Annotated in this window: 16 protein-coding genes; 6 read left to right on the top strand and 10 right to left on the bottom strand. The window is 73.7% G+C overall.

Annotated elements, in window-relative coordinates; all coding sequences use genetic code 11:
• Position 1: 1 nt before the first annotated feature.
• On the bottom strand, positions 2-1,111 hold the full coding sequence (gene sfnG, locus ACFPM7_RS04820) for a dimethylsulfone monooxygenase SfnG (RefSeq protein ID WP_378244234.1): 1,110 nt from the start codon (positions 1,109-1,111) through the stop codon (positions 2-4).
• Positions 1,112-1,358: 247 nt separating this feature from the next.
• Here sfnG and ACFPM7_RS04815 point away from each other — a divergent pair, with 247 nt between their 5' ends.
• Both ACFPM7_RS04815 and ACFPM7_RS04810 read left to right on the top strand, forming a co-directional pair.
• Positions 1,359-1,850, top strand: a complete 492-nt coding sequence (locus ACFPM7_RS04815) for a DinB family protein (protein WP_378244232.1) — start codon at positions 1,359-1,361, stop codon at positions 1,848-1,850.
• Positions 1,847-2,410, top strand: a complete 564-nt coding sequence (locus ACFPM7_RS04810) for a mycothiol transferase (RefSeq protein WP_378244230.1) — start codon at positions 1,847-1,849, stop codon at positions 2,408-2,410. Before ACFPM7_RS04815 ends, ACFPM7_RS04810 begins: the two co-directional genes overlap by 4 nt.
• A 3-nt stretch (positions 2,411-2,413) precedes the next feature.
• Here ACFPM7_RS04810 and ACFPM7_RS04805 read toward each other — a convergent pair whose 3' ends face one another.
• The 5 genes from ACFPM7_RS04805 to ACFPM7_RS04785 all read right to left on the bottom strand — a co-directional run bounded on the left by ACFPM7_RS04805 (position 2,414) and on the right by ACFPM7_RS04785 (position 8,181).
• A complete protein-coding gene (locus ACFPM7_RS04805; protein WP_378244228.1) occupies positions 2,414-3,877 on the bottom strand; it encodes an alpha/beta hydrolase in 1,464 nt (487 codons plus the stop codon).
• Positions 3,878-4,022: 145 nt separating this feature from the next.
• The gene (locus ACFPM7_RS04800) at positions 4,023-5,510 is read right to left on the bottom strand and encodes a ricin-type beta-trefoil lectin domain protein (protein ID WP_378244226.1); all 1,488 of its coding nucleotides are present in this window, start codon (positions 5,508-5,510) and stop codon (positions 4,023-4,025) included.
• A 154-nt stretch (positions 5,511-5,664) separates the two neighbouring features.
• Positions 5,665-6,210: a carboxymuconolactone decarboxylase family protein gene (locus ACFPM7_RS04795; protein ID WP_378244224.1), complete on the bottom strand. Its 546-nt coding sequence runs from the start codon at positions 6,208-6,210 to the stop codon at positions 5,665-5,667.
• Between the two features lie 94 nt (positions 6,211-6,304).
• Positions 6,305-7,336 (bottom strand): pyridoxal-phosphate dependent enzyme, encoded by a 1,032-nt coding sequence (locus tag ACFPM7_RS04790; RefSeq protein ID WP_378244222.1) that lies wholly within the window; start codon positions 7,334-7,336, stop codon positions 6,305-6,307.
• Between the two features lie 26 nt (positions 7,337-7,362).
• Positions 7,363-8,181: a Rossmann-like domain-containing protein gene (locus ACFPM7_RS04785; protein WP_378244220.1), complete on the bottom strand. Its 819-nt coding sequence runs from the start codon at positions 8,179-8,181 to the stop codon at positions 7,363-7,365.
• Between the two features lie 144 nt (positions 8,182-8,325).
• Between ACFPM7_RS04785 and ACFPM7_RS04780 the strand changes: the two genes are divergently transcribed.
• Genes ACFPM7_RS04780 through ACFPM7_RS04765 form a run of 4 tightly spaced genes read left to right on the top strand, consistent with a single transcriptional unit; the run spans position 8,326 to position 12,377 of the window.
• A complete protein-coding gene (locus ACFPM7_RS04780) occupies positions 8,326-9,555 on the top strand; it encodes an MFS transporter (RefSeq protein WP_378244218.1) in 1,230 nt (409 codons plus the stop codon).
• A 16-nt stretch (positions 9,556-9,571) separates the two neighbouring features.
• Positions 9,572-10,543: an ABC transporter substrate-binding protein gene (locus ACFPM7_RS04775; protein ID WP_378244216.1), complete on the top strand. Its 972-nt coding sequence runs from the start codon at positions 9,572-9,574 to the stop codon at positions 10,541-10,543.
• Positions 10,540-11,598, top strand: a complete 1,059-nt coding sequence (locus ACFPM7_RS04770) for a FecCD family ABC transporter permease (protein ID WP_378244214.1) — start codon at positions 10,540-10,542, stop codon at positions 11,596-11,598. The genes ACFPM7_RS04775 and ACFPM7_RS04770 overlap by 4 nt, the downstream gene beginning before the upstream one ends.
• A 14-nt stretch (positions 11,599-11,612) precedes the next feature.
• Positions 11,613-12,377 carry an ABC transporter ATP-binding protein gene (locus ACFPM7_RS04765; RefSeq protein ID WP_378244212.1) on the top strand — a complete coding sequence of 255 codons (765 nt, stop codon included), beginning with the start codon at positions 11,613-11,615 and terminating at the stop codon, positions 12,375-12,377.
• Here the strand turns inward: ACFPM7_RS04765 and ACFPM7_RS04760 are convergent.
• The 4 genes from ACFPM7_RS04760 to ACFPM7_RS04745 form a co-directional block, all read right to left on the bottom strand.
• The gene (locus ACFPM7_RS04760; protein ID WP_378245007.1) at positions 12,364-12,669 is read right to left on the bottom strand and encodes an STAS domain-containing protein; all 306 of its coding nucleotides are present in this window, start codon (positions 12,667-12,669) and stop codon (positions 12,364-12,366) included. The genes ACFPM7_RS04765 and ACFPM7_RS04760 overlap by 14 nt on opposite strands.
• Positions 12,670-12,760: 91 nt before the next feature.
• The gene (locus ACFPM7_RS04755) at positions 12,761-13,084 is read right to left on the bottom strand and encodes an STAS domain-containing protein (RefSeq protein WP_378244210.1); all 324 of its coding nucleotides are present in this window, start codon (positions 13,082-13,084) and stop codon (positions 12,761-12,763) included.
• Positions 13,081-14,121 carry a cobalamin B12-binding domain-containing protein gene (locus ACFPM7_RS04750; protein WP_378244208.1) on the bottom strand — a complete coding sequence of 347 codons (1,041 nt, stop codon included), beginning with the start codon at positions 14,119-14,121 and terminating at the stop codon, positions 13,081-13,083. Before ACFPM7_RS04750 ends, ACFPM7_RS04755 begins: the two co-directional genes overlap by 4 nt.
• Complete coding sequence (locus ACFPM7_RS04745; protein ID WP_378244206.1) at positions 14,118-15,719, bottom strand: PP2C family protein-serine/threonine phosphatase; 1,602 nt, start codon at positions 15,717-15,719, stop codon at positions 14,118-14,120. Before ACFPM7_RS04745 ends, ACFPM7_RS04750 begins: the two co-directional genes overlap by 4 nt.
• Between the last annotated feature and the right edge of the window lie 89 nt (positions 15,720-15,808).

Raw genomic sequence — 15,808 nt, 5'->3', positions numbered from 1 at the left:
GTCAGGCTCCGATCGGTTCTGCGGTGGCGGCGGACTTGTCGGCGTCGGCTTCGAGCGCGCGGATGACGGGCAGCACGTGCTCGCCGAAGTAGGCGACTTCCTCGTGGTAGTGCAGGAACCCGAGCAGCAGGAGGGTGACGCCGCGGCGCTTGTACTCGATGGCGCGGCGGGCGATCTGCTCCGGCGTGCCGATCAGGCGCGAGCGGAACCCGTCGTTGTACTGGACGAGGTCGTCGAAGGACGAGTCGGCCCACATGCCCCGCTTGTCCCCGGTGGAGCCGCCTGCCTGCTGGACGGCGTCGCGGAAGCCGTGCACGGCGTCGACGTCGGCTTTGGCGACGATCTCGCGCAGCGTGTCGCGGGCCTCGGCCTCGGTGTCGCGGGCGATGAGGAAACCGTTGAGGCCGAAGCGGACTGTGCGGCCGTGGCGCTCGGCCGCGGCGGAGACCTCGGCGACCTGCTCGCTGACGCCGTCGAAGTCCTTGCCGTTGCTGAAGTACCAGTCCGACACCCGGCCGGCCATGGCGCGCGCCGCGGTGGAGTTGCCGCCCTGGAACACCTCGGGGCGCACGGGGGGCTTGGGCTTGAGGTCGTAGCCGCGCAGCCGGTAGAAGTCGCCCGCGAACTCGGCGGGCTCCTCGGTCCAGCTGGCGCGCAGGACGCGGATGAACTCCTCGGCGCGGCGGTAGCGCTCGTCGTGCTCCAGCCAGGGTTCACCCAGTGCGGTGAACTCGCCTTTGAACCATCCGCTGACGACGTTGACCGCGGCGCGGCCACCGGAGAGGTCGTCGGCGGTGGCGATGAGCTTGGCGAGCACGGCCGGGTGCCACAGGCCGGGGTGGACGGCGGCGATGACCTTCAGCCGCTGCGTGGCCAGCAGCAGCGCGAGGCTGAAGCTGGTGGACTCGTGCTGGTAGGCCGCGCCGTAGCTGGCCATGTAGCGGACTTGGGTGAGGGCGTAGTCGAATCCGTTGTTCTCGGCCAGGACGGCCAGTTCGCGGTTGTAGTCGTAGGACCAGTCGGTGCGCTGCTCGATCTTGCTCACGACCAGGCCGCCGCTGACGTTCGGGACCCAGTAGGCGAACTTCAGCGGCTCGTGGGTGTCGGGCACGGGTTGCTCCGGGGTTGGGGGGTGTTCCAGCCGTGGGTGCGGCGGTGGGCCTGGCGGGTGTCGGTGTGCGTCCCAGACCCGCCAGGCCGTCATCGCGGACCGTCACGCGGGTGGCGGGAAACCTTCCGGTTCCCGTGCCGGGCGCCGCGTGGAGGCCATGTGCCGATCGTGACAGTCGGCCGACCTTGTGGAAAGGTCTTCCATATTGCGGGATCTGGCGTCCGCCGGGGTCCGGCATGATGGGTCCATGTGGAGCCAGGACGTCTTCTCCGAACCCCTTCGCGCCCAGCTGGAGGCGTTCATCGATGAGCACCGCGACTACCTGAACGGCTGCCTGCAGGGGATCACCGAAGAGGAGGCCCGCCGTTCGCTGGTGCCGTCGCGGACCACGCTGCTCGGACTGGTCAAGCACGGGGTGTTCGTCGAGGAGGTGTGGTTCAACCAGGCCGTGACCTGCCTGCCGAGGGAGGAGATCGGCATCCCGGAGACCCCGGGAGAGACGTTCATCCTCACCGACGAGGACACGGTCGAGTCGATCCGCGCCCGCCACGCCGCCGCCTGCGAGCGGTCCCGGGCGCGGGTGGCCGAGCTGGGCATGGACGACCTGCTGCGCGGCAACCGGCGCGGCCCGCTGCCGCTGCGCTGGGTGTACCTGCACGTGCTGCGCGAGCTGGCCCAGCACTGCGGGCACGCCGACATCCTGCGCGAGCAGATCATCTCGGCGAGGATGCCCGGGTGAGCGAAACCCCGTGGGAGCCGCCGCTGGCGGGCTCGGAACTGGAACACCTGCTCGGCGCGCTCAACCGGCTGCGCACGACCTTCCGCTGGAAGGCCGACGGCCTCGGCGCCGCGGCCCTGTCCGCGCGGGTCGGCGCGTCCGCGCTGACCATCGGCGGCCTGCTGAAGCACCTGGCCTGGGTGGAGGACTTCACCTTCACCCGCAAGCTGACCGGCGGGTCCCCCGGTGAGCCGTGGGCGTCGGCGGACTGGTCCACCGACTACCCCTTCACCTCGGCCCAGCACGACTCCCCGGATGAGCTGTACGCCCTGTGGGACGCGGCCGTGGCCCGCTCGACCACCCGCCTGGACGCCGCGCTCTCCGACGGGGGCCTCGACCAGCTGGTGCACATCAGCGGCGAGGACGGCCGCCATGCCAGCCTGCGCAGGCTGGTGTGCGACCTCGTGGAGGAGTACGGCCGCCACACCGGCCACCTCGACCTGCTGCGCGAGTCCGCCGACGGGCTCGTCGGCGAGGACCCGCCGCCGGGCTGGGTGCCCACCAGCCCGGCGCGGTCCTGACCGCTACCAGCCCGTCCCCGGGACCGGCGCGGGGCTCGCGGCCGATTCGGCAGGGGCCGTGTCGGCAGGGGTCGGCTCAACAGCGGAGCAGCGGGAGTGGGTGGGCAGCCTGCCGTCGAGGAAGTAGCGGTGCGTCGCGTCGAGGGTGCAGCCGCTTCGGTCGTACACGCGGTGGCCCCAGCCCTCGTAGGTGAGCAGGAACGAGCGGTCCAGCTGCCGGTCGACGCTCTCGGCCCACTCCAGCGGGGTCGCCGGGTCGAAGCGGGAGTTCATCAGCAGGACGACGGGGCCGCCGTCGACGTCGGTGCGGTGCTGGGGGTTGCCGGTGTCCGCGGGCCAGTCGGCGCACAGCGAGACCGCCACCCACGCGAAGTGCCCGCCGACGGTGGGCGCTTCCCGCCGCATGTCGCGCCAGGCCCGCTCCCAGTCGCGCTGGGAGCCGATGGCGAAGTCGTGGTCGCCGCAGAACGCGGCGATGGGCATGTCGGTGGCCTCGGCGGCGGTCTGGGCGGGGGTCGGGGCGGGGGTCGGGGCGGGGGCGCGGGTGAGGGCGTCGAGGAAGTCGGCCAGGCCCGGCCAGTCCGGTCCGTAGAGGCGGCCGATGGCGGTCTGGACGAACATCAGGACGTCCAGCCGCTCGCCCGGCTCGTCGGGCCATCGCAGCTCACCGCGCACCGCGCGCTGGTAGAGGGCGGTGTAGACCTCGCCGACGTCCTGGCCGTGCAGAGCGCAGGACGACTCCCGCGCGCACCAGCGGACGAACTCGGCGAAGGAGTCCTCGCCCGCGCGGGCTTCGGTGGCCAGGAACCGCCGGGTCGGCAGGCTGTGGTCGAAGACGCTGTCCAGCAGCAGGGCGCGGACCCGGTGCGGGAACCGCTCGGCGTACATCTGGCCGGTGAGCGTGCCGTAGGAGATGCCGTAGACGCTCAGCCGCCGCTCCCCCAGCGCGGCGCGCAGCGCGTCGATGTCGCGGGCGACGCTGACGGCGTCGACGTGGTCGATCAGCGGGCCGGTGAGCGCGCGGCAGGCCTCACCGAGACGGCGGCTGTAGGCCTTGAGCTCGGCGTGGCGACCGCCCGTCTCGGGGACGAGGTCCGGCATCTGGCTGAGCACGTCGCTGGGGCAGCGCACCGGGTGGCTGCGGTTGGTGCCGCGCGGGTCGATGCTGACGATGTCGAAGCGCTCGGCCAGTTCCGGGGTGAGCACTCCCCCGCCGACGAGCGCGCCGACGCCGGAGCCGCCCGGCCCGCCCGGTAGGTGGAGCAGCACCCCTTCGCGCTGCCCGGTGGCCTTCGCGCGCGCGACGGCGATCTCGATGGAGCCGCGCTGGGGCCGGTCCCAGTCGATCGGCACCGCCAGCGACGCGCACTCCACGGCCGCGTTCTCCGGACAGGGCGCCCACCGCAACTCCGCGCCCGCGCTCGCCGTGCCCGTCACCCCCACTCCGGCGGTCAGTGCGGCGACCACACCCACGATTGCACGACGCATCGGCTTCCCCCTCTGTCGGCCTGTCCTCCCACCAATACCGATCGGGCCGGGAAAGCGCGGGCCAAGGCGGACCACGGTCGGGTGATGGCGGCCGCGCCCGTGGGGACGCGGCCGCCGCCGTCAGCTACCCCCTGCGCCACTTCTGGTTCGCGCCGCCGAGGCATTCCCACTGCTGCAAAGGAGTTCCGGTGCCGCCCCAGGAGGTGACGTCGACGCACTTGTTGGCCTGCGGGTTGACCAGGTCGCCCGCCCCGCTGAGCACGAACTGCTGCGCCGGGTTGCCCGAGCACCGCGCCAGCTGGATCGCCGCGCCGTTGTCCCGCGAGCCCCAGGCGACGTCCATGCACAGGCCGAGCGCGCGGACGGTGCCGTCACCGGGGAAGGTCCACCGCTGCGCGTTGGTCCCGTTGCAGTCCCACAGCTGAAGGCGCTGCCCTTCGACGCCGTTGCTGTTGGGCACATCGATGCACTTGTTCTGCCAGCCGATGATCTGGCTTGTGCCGCCACCGCCGCCCGTTGTGGTCAGTTGCAGCCCGTAGGCGCCGAGGATCTCGTTGAGGGGCTGGAAAAGCGTGGTGCCGCCGGTGGAGCAGTTGCCCGACCCACCGGAGGTGACCCCCTGGGCCTGGTTGCCCGCCAGCCACGCGCCGCCGGAGTCCCCGCCCTGCGCGCAGGCGTTGGTGGAGGTCAGCCCGTACACCAGTTGCCCGGAGTAGTTCACGGTGACGTTCTTGGCCTGGATCGTCCCGCACCGCCACCCGGTCGTGCGCCCCGAGCGGCACACCGACGCCCCGACCCCGGCCTCCTGCGACCCGGCGACGGCGACACTGCCGCCGGAGTAGTTGTTCACATAGGGCGTCGGCGTCCAGTTGCCGTTCGTCCGCACCCACCCGTAGTCGTTGCCGGGGAAGGAGGAGCCCGCGAACGACCCTTGGCTGACGTTGTTGTAGCCCAGCGTCGGACTGCCGGTGCCGCCGCAGTGGCCCGCGGTGACGAATCCGCCGTTGTTGACCGAGAACCCGACGGAGCAGAGGGTGTTGCCGTTGATGACGTACTGGTCGCCGCCCCGGATGTCGTAGAGCGGCTTGGGCGCCTGACCGACCTCGACCTCCGCGCGCACGCCCGCCTTCCGCGCGAACGCCTGGGCGTCGGCGGTGGTCTTGGCCTCGACCACGACGGCGTTGGACGCGGGGTCGACGTACCAGGAGTAGACCTCGGCCCCCGCCTTGACCGAGTCCAGGCGCGCCTTGTCCTTGGCCAGCGCCTTCTCCGACCGCGCGACCCGCACCGGCTCGGCGCCCGCGGCCAGCACGGCGTCGGCGGAGGCCTGGTCGAGCACGCCGACCTTGAGTCCGCCGTCGTACCACGCCCCGCCGAAGCGCTCGCCGAGCCGCAGCCTGAGCGCGCCTTCGACGGGGCGGGTGGCGAGTTCGTCGGCCTGGTGGACGGCGGCCTCGGCGGGCGACCAGCCGAGGTCGCGCTGGAGGGCGACGTGCAGGGAGTCGGGGGCGGTGGTCGGGGCGGGGGCGGCCTGGGAGAGGCCGGGGACGAAGGTGAGGGCCAGGGCGGAGGTGGCCAGGGCGGTCAGGGGCACAGCGGGACGCGTTCTCACAACAGCTCCTTACGCAGGGAGGAGAGTGGTGAGAGCTCTCGACTGGAGAATCACAGTTGGTCTGGACCTATGTCAAGAGAGCGGTCTCATGCAGGGTGGAAACTTTCCGCCTGGGGTGCGTGGCGACTTCGCGCCACGCACCCGCCCGGTGGGCTCAGCGGAGGTAGCCGTGCTCGGCTATCTGGGTGGCGGCGTGGGCGAAGCGGACGGGGTCGTCCACGAAGAGGGTGCCCAGGCCGTCGACGTAGCGGTTGAACATGCAGAACGCGGCGGCGATGAGGACCGTGTCGTGGATCTCCAGGTCGGTGGCGCCCTCGGTGCGGGCGGCCTCGACCAGCGCGGGGGTGACCTCGCGGCCGGAGCGCTGGACGGCGCCCGCGATGTGCAGGAGGGCGCGGAGCTTGGGGGTGATGGCGGCGGTCTCGATGTCGGTGCGGACTTCCTTGACCAGCGCCATGCCCTCCGCCAGCTGGGCGGCGGCGAAGGCCGAGTGGGAGGTGCAGCAGAAGTCGCAGTCGTTGCGGCCGGAGACGTAGGCGGCGATGAGTTCGCGCTCGCCCCGGGACAGGGGGTGGGGTTCGGAGCGGAGCAGGACCTCGGCCAGCTCGTTGAGGGGTTTGGCGGTTTCCGGGCGGTACATCATCGGGCCGTTGATGCCGGGGTGCTGCGTCTCGTCGACACCGAGGTCGATGTGGGCCATCTGGCGCTCCAATCTGTCGCACAACAACCTCGTGCACGACGGCGATGGGGCACAAGGTGCGGCGCGAAACTTTCCGGTCAGAGCGGACTGGAGGTCAGGAGGCGGCGCGAGCGGGGTGGGCCGCGGCCCGAGGTGGGGCGGGGGCCCGGTTCCAGGGCATGCGGGACCAGGGCTGGGCCATGTCGGCAGGGCTGGTGACAGGGTGGGGGGCCAGCGAGTCGGGGGACGGGGCCTCGGGGTGGCGGGTGTAGGCGGCCTCGACGTAGCGGTGGCCGGTGTCGGGTGCGATGAAGACGACGCGGCGGGTGGGGTCCTCGCGGCGCTCCCAGCGGGCGGCGAGGTAGGCCGCGCCCGAGGAGAGGCCCGCGAAGACGGCGTGCTCGCGCAGCAGGGCGACGGCGCCGGACATGGCCGCGGGGAAGCCGAACCAGTGCATGACGTCGTAGAGCCGGTGGTCGACGTTGGCGAACGGGATCGAGCTGCCGATGCCCGCGATGATGATCTCCGGGTCGTGCACGTGGTCGCTGGCGAAGGTCACGCTGTCGAAGGGCTGCACCCCCACCAGCCGCACCGACGGGTCGTGCTCGCGCAGGTAGGTCGCCAGGGCCCCGGTCGACGCGCCGGTGCCGACGCCCCCGACCACGGTGAGCCCGGACGCGCCGAGCTCGCGCCGCAGGAGGTCGGCGACGACCCGGTACCCGAGGTAGTGGATGTCGTCGTGGTACTGCCGCATCCAGTAGTGGCGCGGATTGTCGCGCAGGATCTCGTGAACACGGGCGACGCGGCGGTTCTGGTCGAGCTTGAGGTTGGGCGTGGGCGGCATCGGCTCCACGGTGGCGCCGAGGATGCTGAGCTGAGCGGTCAGCGTCCTGTCCACAGTGGTGGATGCCACGATGTGGCAGCGCAGCCCGTGCCGGTGGCAGGCCAGGGCGAGGGCGTGGGCGTAGATCCCGCTGGAGCTGTCGACAAGGGTGTCCCCCTCGGTGACGGTCCCGCGGTCGAGCAGGTGACGGACGGCGGCCATGGCCGAGACCACCTTCATGGTCTCGAACCGCAGGCAGGCGATGCCGTCACCGGTGCGGACCAGGGCGGGTCGGCTGAGCGCGTCGGCGATGTGGTCGTCCACGGCGGTGGTGGTCTCCAAGTCGGGGGTCAGGCGCGGTAGCGGTAGATGGCGGTCTCGTCGGCGCTGAACTGCGAGAACGGGAAGGGCTCCGCCGACAGGGCGGTGACCCCGCCGCCGAGGAACGCGCGGGCGATCGCCGCCCCGGTCTGGGCGTAGACGACGAGCGGGAGCCGGCGCGCGCGGCAGGTCCGCAGGATCTCGTCGAAGGTGCCGTTGCCGACGGTCATTCCCGTCGCAACGACGGCGTCGGCGACCGCGAGCACCTCCCGCATGTCCGAGGTCACCGGATCACCCCACTGGGTGGTGCGCATCGACAGGTCACAAGGCAGGCAGTGCGCGCCGCGGTCGCGGATCGCGGCGACCAGCGGGTTGACCACCCCGATGAGGGCGACCTTCGCCCCGGGCGCCGGGTCGAGCAGGCCCGCCACCGCGGCGTCGCGGGCGCGCGCTCTGGCCTCCGGGGTGCCCGCGGGCAGGGTGAGGCGCTCGGCGCCGCTGTCGCGGTGCGGGGCGGCGTGGGCGAGGTAGGCGTCGAGCGCGGCGACGCGCAGCGCCCGGTGCGGGGAGCCGAGCAGGTCAGCGACGGTTCCGCCGGAGGCGTCCGCGCACACCGCGGCGTCGATCTCACCCTCGGCGAAGGCGCACGCGCCGAAGGCCCCGCCGACGCGGGCGAGCACGTACTGGTTGCGGTAGGTGGTGGTCCCGCCCGCGAGCCGGGTGCCGTGGTGGACCCAGAAGACGCTGGTGACCGCCACCCCGGCGGGGTCTGGACCACGCGCCCCGGCCAGGACGTCGGCGACCAGGTCCGCGACGGCGTCCGCCGCTCCGACTGCCGAGCGTTGCACCGCTCTCCTTCCGCCCGCCGGCTTCGCTGACGCGCCAACGGGTTCGTCTCGTCCGATGTGGAGCCCAAGGGGTACCCGTCCGGGTGTCACCCCGTCGGGTACTCTACCGATAATGATTTCCATTTCAAGTCTGGAGGGGTGCCCGTGACCGCCACCCCGACCGACCGGCCCCGGTCGGTCCTGCGCGACCGCGCGTTCCTGCGGCTCTGGACCGGGTCGACCGCGTCCGGGATGGCGACCTGGGCGATGCCGTTCGTCCTGGGGCTCGCGGTGCTGGAGCGCTCGATCAGCGGCGTGGACCTCGGCATCGTCCTGGCCACCCGCACCGCGGGCTTCCTGGCCGCGGTCCCGGTGGCGGGCGTGCTGGCCGACCGGTTCTCCCGCCGCGGGGTCGTGCTGTGGTCGGGGCTGACCGCCGCGGCGGCCTCACCGGTGATCGCCCTGGGGGTGGGGTGGTCGGTGTGGCTGATGGCCGCCGCCGCCGCCGTGGTCGGAGCGGGCCAGGGGGCGTGCAGGCCCGCGTTCCAGGCACTGACGGCCGAGATCGTCGACGAGGACCGGCGCCAGCAGGCCAACGCCGCGCTCACGCTGGCGGTGCGGGTCACGACGCTGCTCGCCCCCGGCCTGACGGCGCTGCTGGCGGTCGTGGTGACCACCCAGGCGCTGCTGGTGGGGATGGGAGCGCTGTGGCTGACCGCCGCGCTGCTCCCGCCCGCGGGAGGGCGCGCACGCCCGGACGGGCCCGCCACCGGCCCGGTGCGCCGGGCCGGATTCGTCGCCGAGTTCGCCGAGGGCGTGCGCGAGGCGCGCGGACACCCGTGGTTCCTGGCCGGGCTCGGCGCCCTCACCGCGGTGATCGCCACCGGCTACTCGGCCACCGGCGTCGTCCTCCCCTTGGTCAGCCGCGACCGCTACGACACCGAGGCCGTGCTCGCCGCGGCGATGACGGCCTACACCCTCGGCGCGCTCGCGGGCGCGGTGCTGATGTCGCGCTGGCGGCCGACGGCGTCGGGCTGGGCGGCGCTGGCGGGCCTGGCCTGCTACGGGTTCGCCCCGCTCGCGCTGCTGCTGCCGGCGCCCGCGGCGCTGGTCGTCGCCGCCTACGCGGTGGCGGGCGTGGGCATCGAACTGTTCAACGTCCCCTGGTTCACCGCGACACAGCGCGAGGTCGCCCCCGACAAGCTCGCCCGCGTGTCCTCATTGGACTTCCTGTTCTCCTACGGCCTGGCCCCGGTCGGCCTCGCGCTCATCGCACCGGCCATCGCCGCGTTCGGCGCGGCCCCGGTGCTGCTGGTGTGCGCCGGGGTGTGCTTCGCCGCCCCCGCCGTCGCCGCGCTCGTCCCGTCCTCCCGCGCGTTCTCCACGCGCGGCTGACCGAAAGGCATCCCCGATGTCCCCCACCCGCAAGGCCGCGGCGCTCGCCGCCGCCGCGCTGCTCGCCGCATCGTGCGGCACCGGCCCCACCGCCGCCCCGGCCGCAGCCGGCTACCCGATGACCGTGGAGAACTGCGGCAGGCAGGTCACCGTCGAGCGGGCGCCCAGCAAGGTCTACGTCATCGGCGGCGAGGCGGGCACGATCGTGCACGCCGCGGGCGGCGCGGACCGCGTCGCCACGTTCACCCCGCTGAAGGGCGAACCGCTCGGCGCGGCGGAGAACGCCTTCACCAAGGCCGAGACGTCCATCCTGCCGCACTCCAAGGACATCTCCCGCGAGGTCATCATCGGCGCCGCGCCCGACCTCGTCATCACCTACGGCCTCAACGAGTTCGGCCCCGACGAGCTGGCCGCCGCGGGCATCCCGACGCTGATCATCAGCGGCTACTGCGGCGGATTCGGCGCGGGCCAGTCCGAGGTCGGCGACCCCATCGAGGAGCTGTTCACCGACGTGGAGACCGTGGGCCGCGTGCTGGGCACCGAGGACGCCGCCAAGGCCGCCGCCGACGACCTGCGCGCCCGCGTCGCCGCCGTCCGCGAGAACTCCACCCCACGGGAGGGCACCACGGCGGCGCTGTTCGTCGCGGGTCCCGACACCGGCCTCGGCGCCTACGGCAGGCGCAGCATGATCCATCAGCAGATGGCCGCGCTCGGCCTCGCCAACACCTTCGAGAGCGCCGACGAGCGCTACTTCGAGCCCTCCACCGAGTCGCTCATCGCCGCCGCCCCCGAGCGGATCATCGCGCTGCACCAGCTGGGCAACACCACCGACCAGACCGCGCGCGAGGCCATCACCGGCCGCCCCGACCTCAAGGGCGTCCCCGCCGTCGCCGACGAGAACATCCTCGTCCTGGACTTCTTCTACTCCGGGCACGGCACCCTCGCCGTGGACGGCTTGGAGGACCTGGCCGCCCAACTGGGCCGATGACCACCGTCGCCACCGCCGAGCGCCTCGACCGCGGCAGGCGCGCCGCGCTGTGGGCGGGCGGATTGGCCGCCCTGCTCGCGCTCAGCGCGCCGGTCGCGATCGGGCTCGGCCCGGTGCCGGTGGCGCCGGGCACGGTGGCGCGCGTCATCGCCGCGCACCTGACGGGCGGGGTCGAGGTGACGTGGACGGCCTCGGAGGACTCCATCGTGTGGCTGGTACGCGCGCCGCGCGTGCTGCTGGCCGCGGTGGTCGGCGCGGCGCTGGCGGTGTCCGGGGTGGCCCTGCAGGCACTGGTGCGCAACGTGCTCGCGGAGCCGTACCTGCTCGGCGTCTCCTCGGGGGCCTCCACCGGCGCGGCGGTCACCATCCTCTTCGGAGCGTCGGCGGGGGTGGGGGCCAGTTCGCTGACCGGCAGCGCGTTCGCGGGCGCGCTGGCCGCGACGGCGATCGTGTTCGCCTTGGCCGGGATCGGCGGGCGCATCACCTCGGTGCGGCTGCTGCTGTCCGGGGTGGCTGTCGGCTACGTGCTCACCGCGGTCACCAGCTTCCTCATCTTCGCCTCCGACACCCCCGAGGGCGCCCGCGCCGTGCTGTTCTGGCTGCTGGGGTCGCTGGCCAGGGCCGACTGGTCCGCCGTCGGCGTGGCCGGCGGGCTGTTGGCCGCGGCGCTGGCCGTGCTGCTGCTGTGGGCGCGCAGGCTCGACGCGCTCGTGCTCGGCGACGACACCGCGCACGCCCTCGGCAGCCCGCCCGCGCGCCTGCGCGCCCAGGCGCTGGCGGTGGTGGCGCTGTGCGTGGGCGCGGCGGTCGCGGTCTCCGGCGGGATCGGCTTCGTCGGCCTGGTCGTGCCGCACGTGGCGCGGCTGTGCGCTGGCGGCGTGCACCGCAGGCTGCTGCCGGTGGCGGCGCTGCTCGGCGCGGTGTTCCTGATCTGGGCGGATGTGGTGGCCCGCACGGCGTTCGCGCCGAGGGAACTGCCCATCGGCATCATCACCGCGGTGCTGGGCGCGCCGTTCCTGCTGTTCCTCGTGCGCCGCGTGCGCTCGGCGAGCTGACCCCGGAGGCCATCGTGCTGCACGCCAGCGACATCACTTTCGCCTACGGCGGCGCGCCCGTGCTGGCCGGCGTCGACCTGCGGGCCGGGTCGGGCGGTGTGGTCGGGCTCATCGGCCCCAACGGCAGCGGCAAGTCCACGCTGCTGCGCGTGCTGTACGCGGCGCTGCGCCCGCACGGCGGCACCGTCCTCATCGACGGCGACCCGCTGGCCGCGCTCCCCGGCCGCGATCTGGCGCGCCGGGTCGCCGTCGTCGCCCAGGAGCACCCGCCGGAGCTGCCCGTCACCGTCGCCGACATGGTGCTGCTGGGCCGCGCACCGCACCGCGGCGCCCTGCGCGGCTACACCGACGGCGACCACGCCGCGGCGGCGGCGGCGCTGCGCCGGGTCGGGATGCGCGCGCACGCCGACCGCGACTGCGCCACCCTCTCCGGCGGGGAGAAGCAGCGCGTCCTCATCGCCCGCGCCCTGGCCCAGGACACCGCGCACCTGCTGCTGGACGAGCCGACCAACCACCTGGACATCCGCTACCAGCACGAGGTGCTGCGCCTGGTGCGCGAGATCGGCGTCACCACCGTCGTCGTCCTGCACGACCTCAACCTCGCCGCCCGCTACTGCGACCACCTCGTCCTCCTCGACGCGGGCCGGGTCGCCGCCGCGGGCCCCACCGCCGCTGTCCTGACCCCGGGCGTCCTCGAACCGGTCTACCGGGTCAGGGTGCGCACGGTGGACGACGGCGACTGCGTGCAGCTGATCTTCCAGGCGGTCAGCGGCGGGTGAAGACACCCGCCGTGCCGGTGATGTCCAGCAGGCGGTCCACCGCGCGGCTGGAGCCCGCGATCACGAACTCGACCCCGGCCGCCACCGCGGCCTTGCGCAGCTCCAGCAGCAGGCTCAGGCCGGCCGAACCGCAGAAGGTCACCCCGGACAGGTCCAGCTCCACCGGGCCCGGCCCGCTCACGGCGGGACGCAGCGCCGACTCCGCGTCAGCGACGGTGGCCGTGTCCAGCTCACCGGAGACAGTGGCGCAGACACCGGTCTCCGAGCGCACCACCGAGACGTCCACTCCCATTCGGCTCACCAGATTCTCCCGCTTCGTCCACCCGACCGGTACCGCGAGCGCACTGCCGTACCCGCCGACACGCGCACGATACCGCCGCCGCTCAGTCGACCTCGGGCTCGGTCAGGTGCTCGAACGTCCCGGTCAGCTGAAGCACCCTGTCCAGGTGCTGGGCCCGGTTCTCCAGGCGCAGCGCGACGCCCTGGGCCGCGCAGGCGCGGTGCAGGTTCAGGATGGCGGCCAGGCCGGAGGAATCGCACCAGGTGATGCCGCCGCAGTCCAGGCGCAGGGCGCGCAGGCCCGGCCGCCCCAGGTGCGCGGTGGCCTCGTCAACCAGCTCGTCGGCCGTGGTGTAGTCGAGTTCTCCCTTGAGGGTGAGGTGAACCGCCTCGTCCGCGACGGTAGTGGAGATGTCGAACGTCCTCACGTGGTTTCTTCCTGCAGACATCGGATCGAGGCCGCGAGCATGCGCGCCGCGCGGGGGAAGTCGGTGAGCTGCGCGCGCAGGGCGCTCAGGGCGGTGAGCAGCACGGCGGTGGGGATGGCGCGCGCGGTGAGGATCTCGGCGTGCCAGCGCACGTGCTCGGTGAACAGGGTGTCGTCGTCAACGTAGAGCGCCGTGGCCAGGAAGTCGACGGTGCGGGCGACGTCCTCGGCGGCGTGCTGGCGCTGGCGGGCGGTGTAGCCCGCGACCTCGGGGACCTCGCCCAGGGTGGTCCTGACCAGCTGGGCGGCGGTGCGCGAGACCAGCGTGTACTCCTGGTCGACCAGGTGCGGCAGGTCTTCGACGGCCGAGTGCGTGGGGGTGGCGCTGGGACTGGCGAGCCCGCCGACGAGCAGCTCGGCGGCGGTGCGCGCGTCGGGTGCCCAGGCGTCGGCGCCCAGCAGCCGCGCGTAGCGGCCGTCGAAGCCGAAGGCCGCCCCGCCCGCGATGACCGGCATGCCGGTGGCCTGGCAGGCGGTGATGGTGGCGTGCGCGGTGGGCAGGCGGGTCGGGATGGACGAGGACAGCGCGAGCGCGTCCGGGCCGCGCTGGTGCAGGTGGGCGACCAGGTGCGGGGTCGGCACCTGCGCGCCGAGGAAGTCCACGTGCCAGCCGCGCAGCCGCAGCACCTCCGCCAGCAGCCGGGCGGGCAGCGCGTGCCACTCGCCGTCGACGCAGGCCACCGCCACGCGGCCGAGATGGGGCTCGCGGCGGGCGGCCGGGTGGTGGGCCAGCGCGGCGATCACCCGGTCGTTGATGGCGGTCGCGGTGTGCTCCTGGGCGACGCTGATGCTGTTGGTCGCCCATTCGGCGCCGACGCGCGCCTGCACGGGGGCGACGATGTCCAGCAGCGCGCTCTCCGGATCGAGCCCCGCGTCCACGGCGGCCAGCACGGTGGCGGTCGCGAAGAACTCGTCCCCGCCCGCGACCGCGCTCCAGAGCCGCTCGCGTTCGCGGTCCAGCTCGGTGGTGACGGTCACGCCTGCGCCCCGCCGCCCCGCGGCGCGGTGATGGCCACCAGCGCGAGGTCGTCGTGCTCGCCGCGCCCGATCCACTCGCTGACCAGCATCTGCACCCGCTCGACCACGGCCTCGGCGGGCATGCCCGCGCACTGGGCGAGCGCGGCGCGCAGCCGCTCGTCGCCGAAGAGCTCGTCGCCGAAGGGGCCGCCGCGGGCCTCGGTCAGGCCGTCGGTGAACAGCAGGCAGGACTCGCCGGGGGCGAGGTGGGTCTCGGTGGTGGTGGAGGTGATGTCCGGCAGCGCGCCGATCAGCGTGCCGCGGGTGGCGGCCTCCTCGACGGTCCCGTCGGCGCGCACGAGCAGCGGCGGGGGATGCCCGGCGCTGGTCAGGCGCAGCCGCACCCGCTCGCCCGTGCGGGAGACCGAGGCGAGCACGAGGGTGGCGAAGCGGGTCGTGGTGGCGTCGAGGAGCGTGTCGTTGAGCAGGCGGAGCACGTGCTGGTGATCGGCTGACAGCGAGGTCAGCGCGTGCAGGGTGTTGCGGATCTTGCCGGTGAGCACGGCGGCCCCGAGGCCCTTGCCGCACACGTCCCCCAGCACGACCAGCGCCTCACGCTCGGCACCCGGGGCGCCCGGGATGCCCGCACCGCCGACGTCACGGTGCACGTCGTAGAAGTCGCCGCCGACGAGTTCGCTGCGCGCGGCGGCGCGGTAGCCGCCCGCGAACTCCACGCCGTCGCCGTGCTCCAGCTGCGGCGGCAACAGCGCGTTCATGAGGGTGGCGGTGATGTCGGCCTGCTCGGCGTAGAGCCGGGCGGCCGAGAGCGCGGCGCCCGCGCGGGCGGCGAACAACCGCGCGAACACCTCCTCGGTGTCGCTGAAGGCGCGGTGGTCGGTGCGGCGCAGCAGCACCAGGGCGCCCGCGGGCACGCCCTGGCCGGGCAGCGGGGTGATGACGACCGAGCCGACCGGGCCGCCGAATCCCTCGGTCAGCCACCCGGGCACCGACGCCGGGTCGATCCAGCGCGACGGGACCGGCGGGAAGCCCTGCAGCGCCTCGGCGAGACCGGGCACTTCGGCGGGGTCTGCGGTCACCTGGCTGGTCCTGATCCCGCCGTCGCGGCCCCGGGAGACGACGGGCAGCCTGCGCCCGGAGCTGGGCCCGATGACCACGGCGGCGTCGGCGAGGTGCCGCGCGGCCAGCTCGACGGTGGCGCGCATGCAGCGGTCGATGTTGAGCGAGGACAGCAGCACGTTGGAGGCCTCGGCGAGGAAGGCGGTGCGCTCGCGCTCCACGGCGAGGTCGGCGGCCACGGCGGCGCGGGCGCTGTCGTCGAAGAGCCACCAGACGGTCTCGCCGCCGTCGCTGGGCCGCGCCTCGGCGGCGAACAGGCGTCCGTCGACCCGCCCGGTGCAGGTGTGCTCCCCCGCGGTGTGCGCGTCGAGCAGCCAGGGGATGGGCGGGGTCGAGCCGGGCCGGACGTCGGGAACGGCCTCCGAGGCCGCGGAGTTACGCGCTGTCACCACGCCGACAGCGTCCATGACCAGCACGGGGTAGGGCGCGGCGAGCCACAGCTCGCTGCTCCCCGTGACTGTCTGGCCCTTGACTTCGCGCATCATCCGTCCGACGTCGTCCGCCACCTTTCGCGGTGTTCCCAATGGGGGTCTGTTGCCCCTTGACAATAATTCCGATCACTTCCCGGTGC

The sequence above is a fragment of the Actinokineospora guangxiensis genome (genome assembly GCF_042657845.1).
GTDB classification, from domain to species: domain Bacteria; phylum Actinomycetota; class Actinomycetes; order Mycobacteriales; family Pseudonocardiaceae; genus Actinokineospora; species Actinokineospora guangxiensis.
The sequence above is the reverse complement of the archived record's forward strand: the minus strand, read 5'-3'. Positions and strand labels throughout refer to the sequence as shown.

Coding starts and splice junctions, on each gene's coding strand:
- ACFPM7_RS04745 (WP_378244206.1), bottom strand. CDS start 15,719: ATGCGCGAAGTCAAGGGCCAGACAGTCACGGGGAGCAGCGAGCTGTGG.
- ACFPM7_RS04795 (WP_378244224.1), bottom strand. CDS start 6,210: ATGGCCCACATCGACCTCGGTGTCGACGAGACGCAGCACCCCGGCATC.
- ACFPM7_RS04760 (WP_378245007.1), bottom strand. CDS start 12,669: ATGGGAGTGGACGTCTCGGTGGTGCGCTCGGAGACCGGTGTCTGCGCC.
- ACFPM7_RS04815 (WP_378244232.1), top strand. CDS start 1,359: ATGTGGAGCCAGGACGTCTTCTCCGAACCCCTTCGCGCCCAGCTGGAG.
- ACFPM7_RS04770 (WP_378244214.1), top strand. CDS start 10,540: ATGACCACCGTCGCCACCGCCGAGCGCCTCGACCGCGGCAGGCGCGCC.
- ACFPM7_RS04775 (WP_378244216.1), top strand. CDS start 9,572: ATGTCCCCCACCCGCAAGGCCGCGGCGCTCGCCGCCGCCGCGCTGCTC.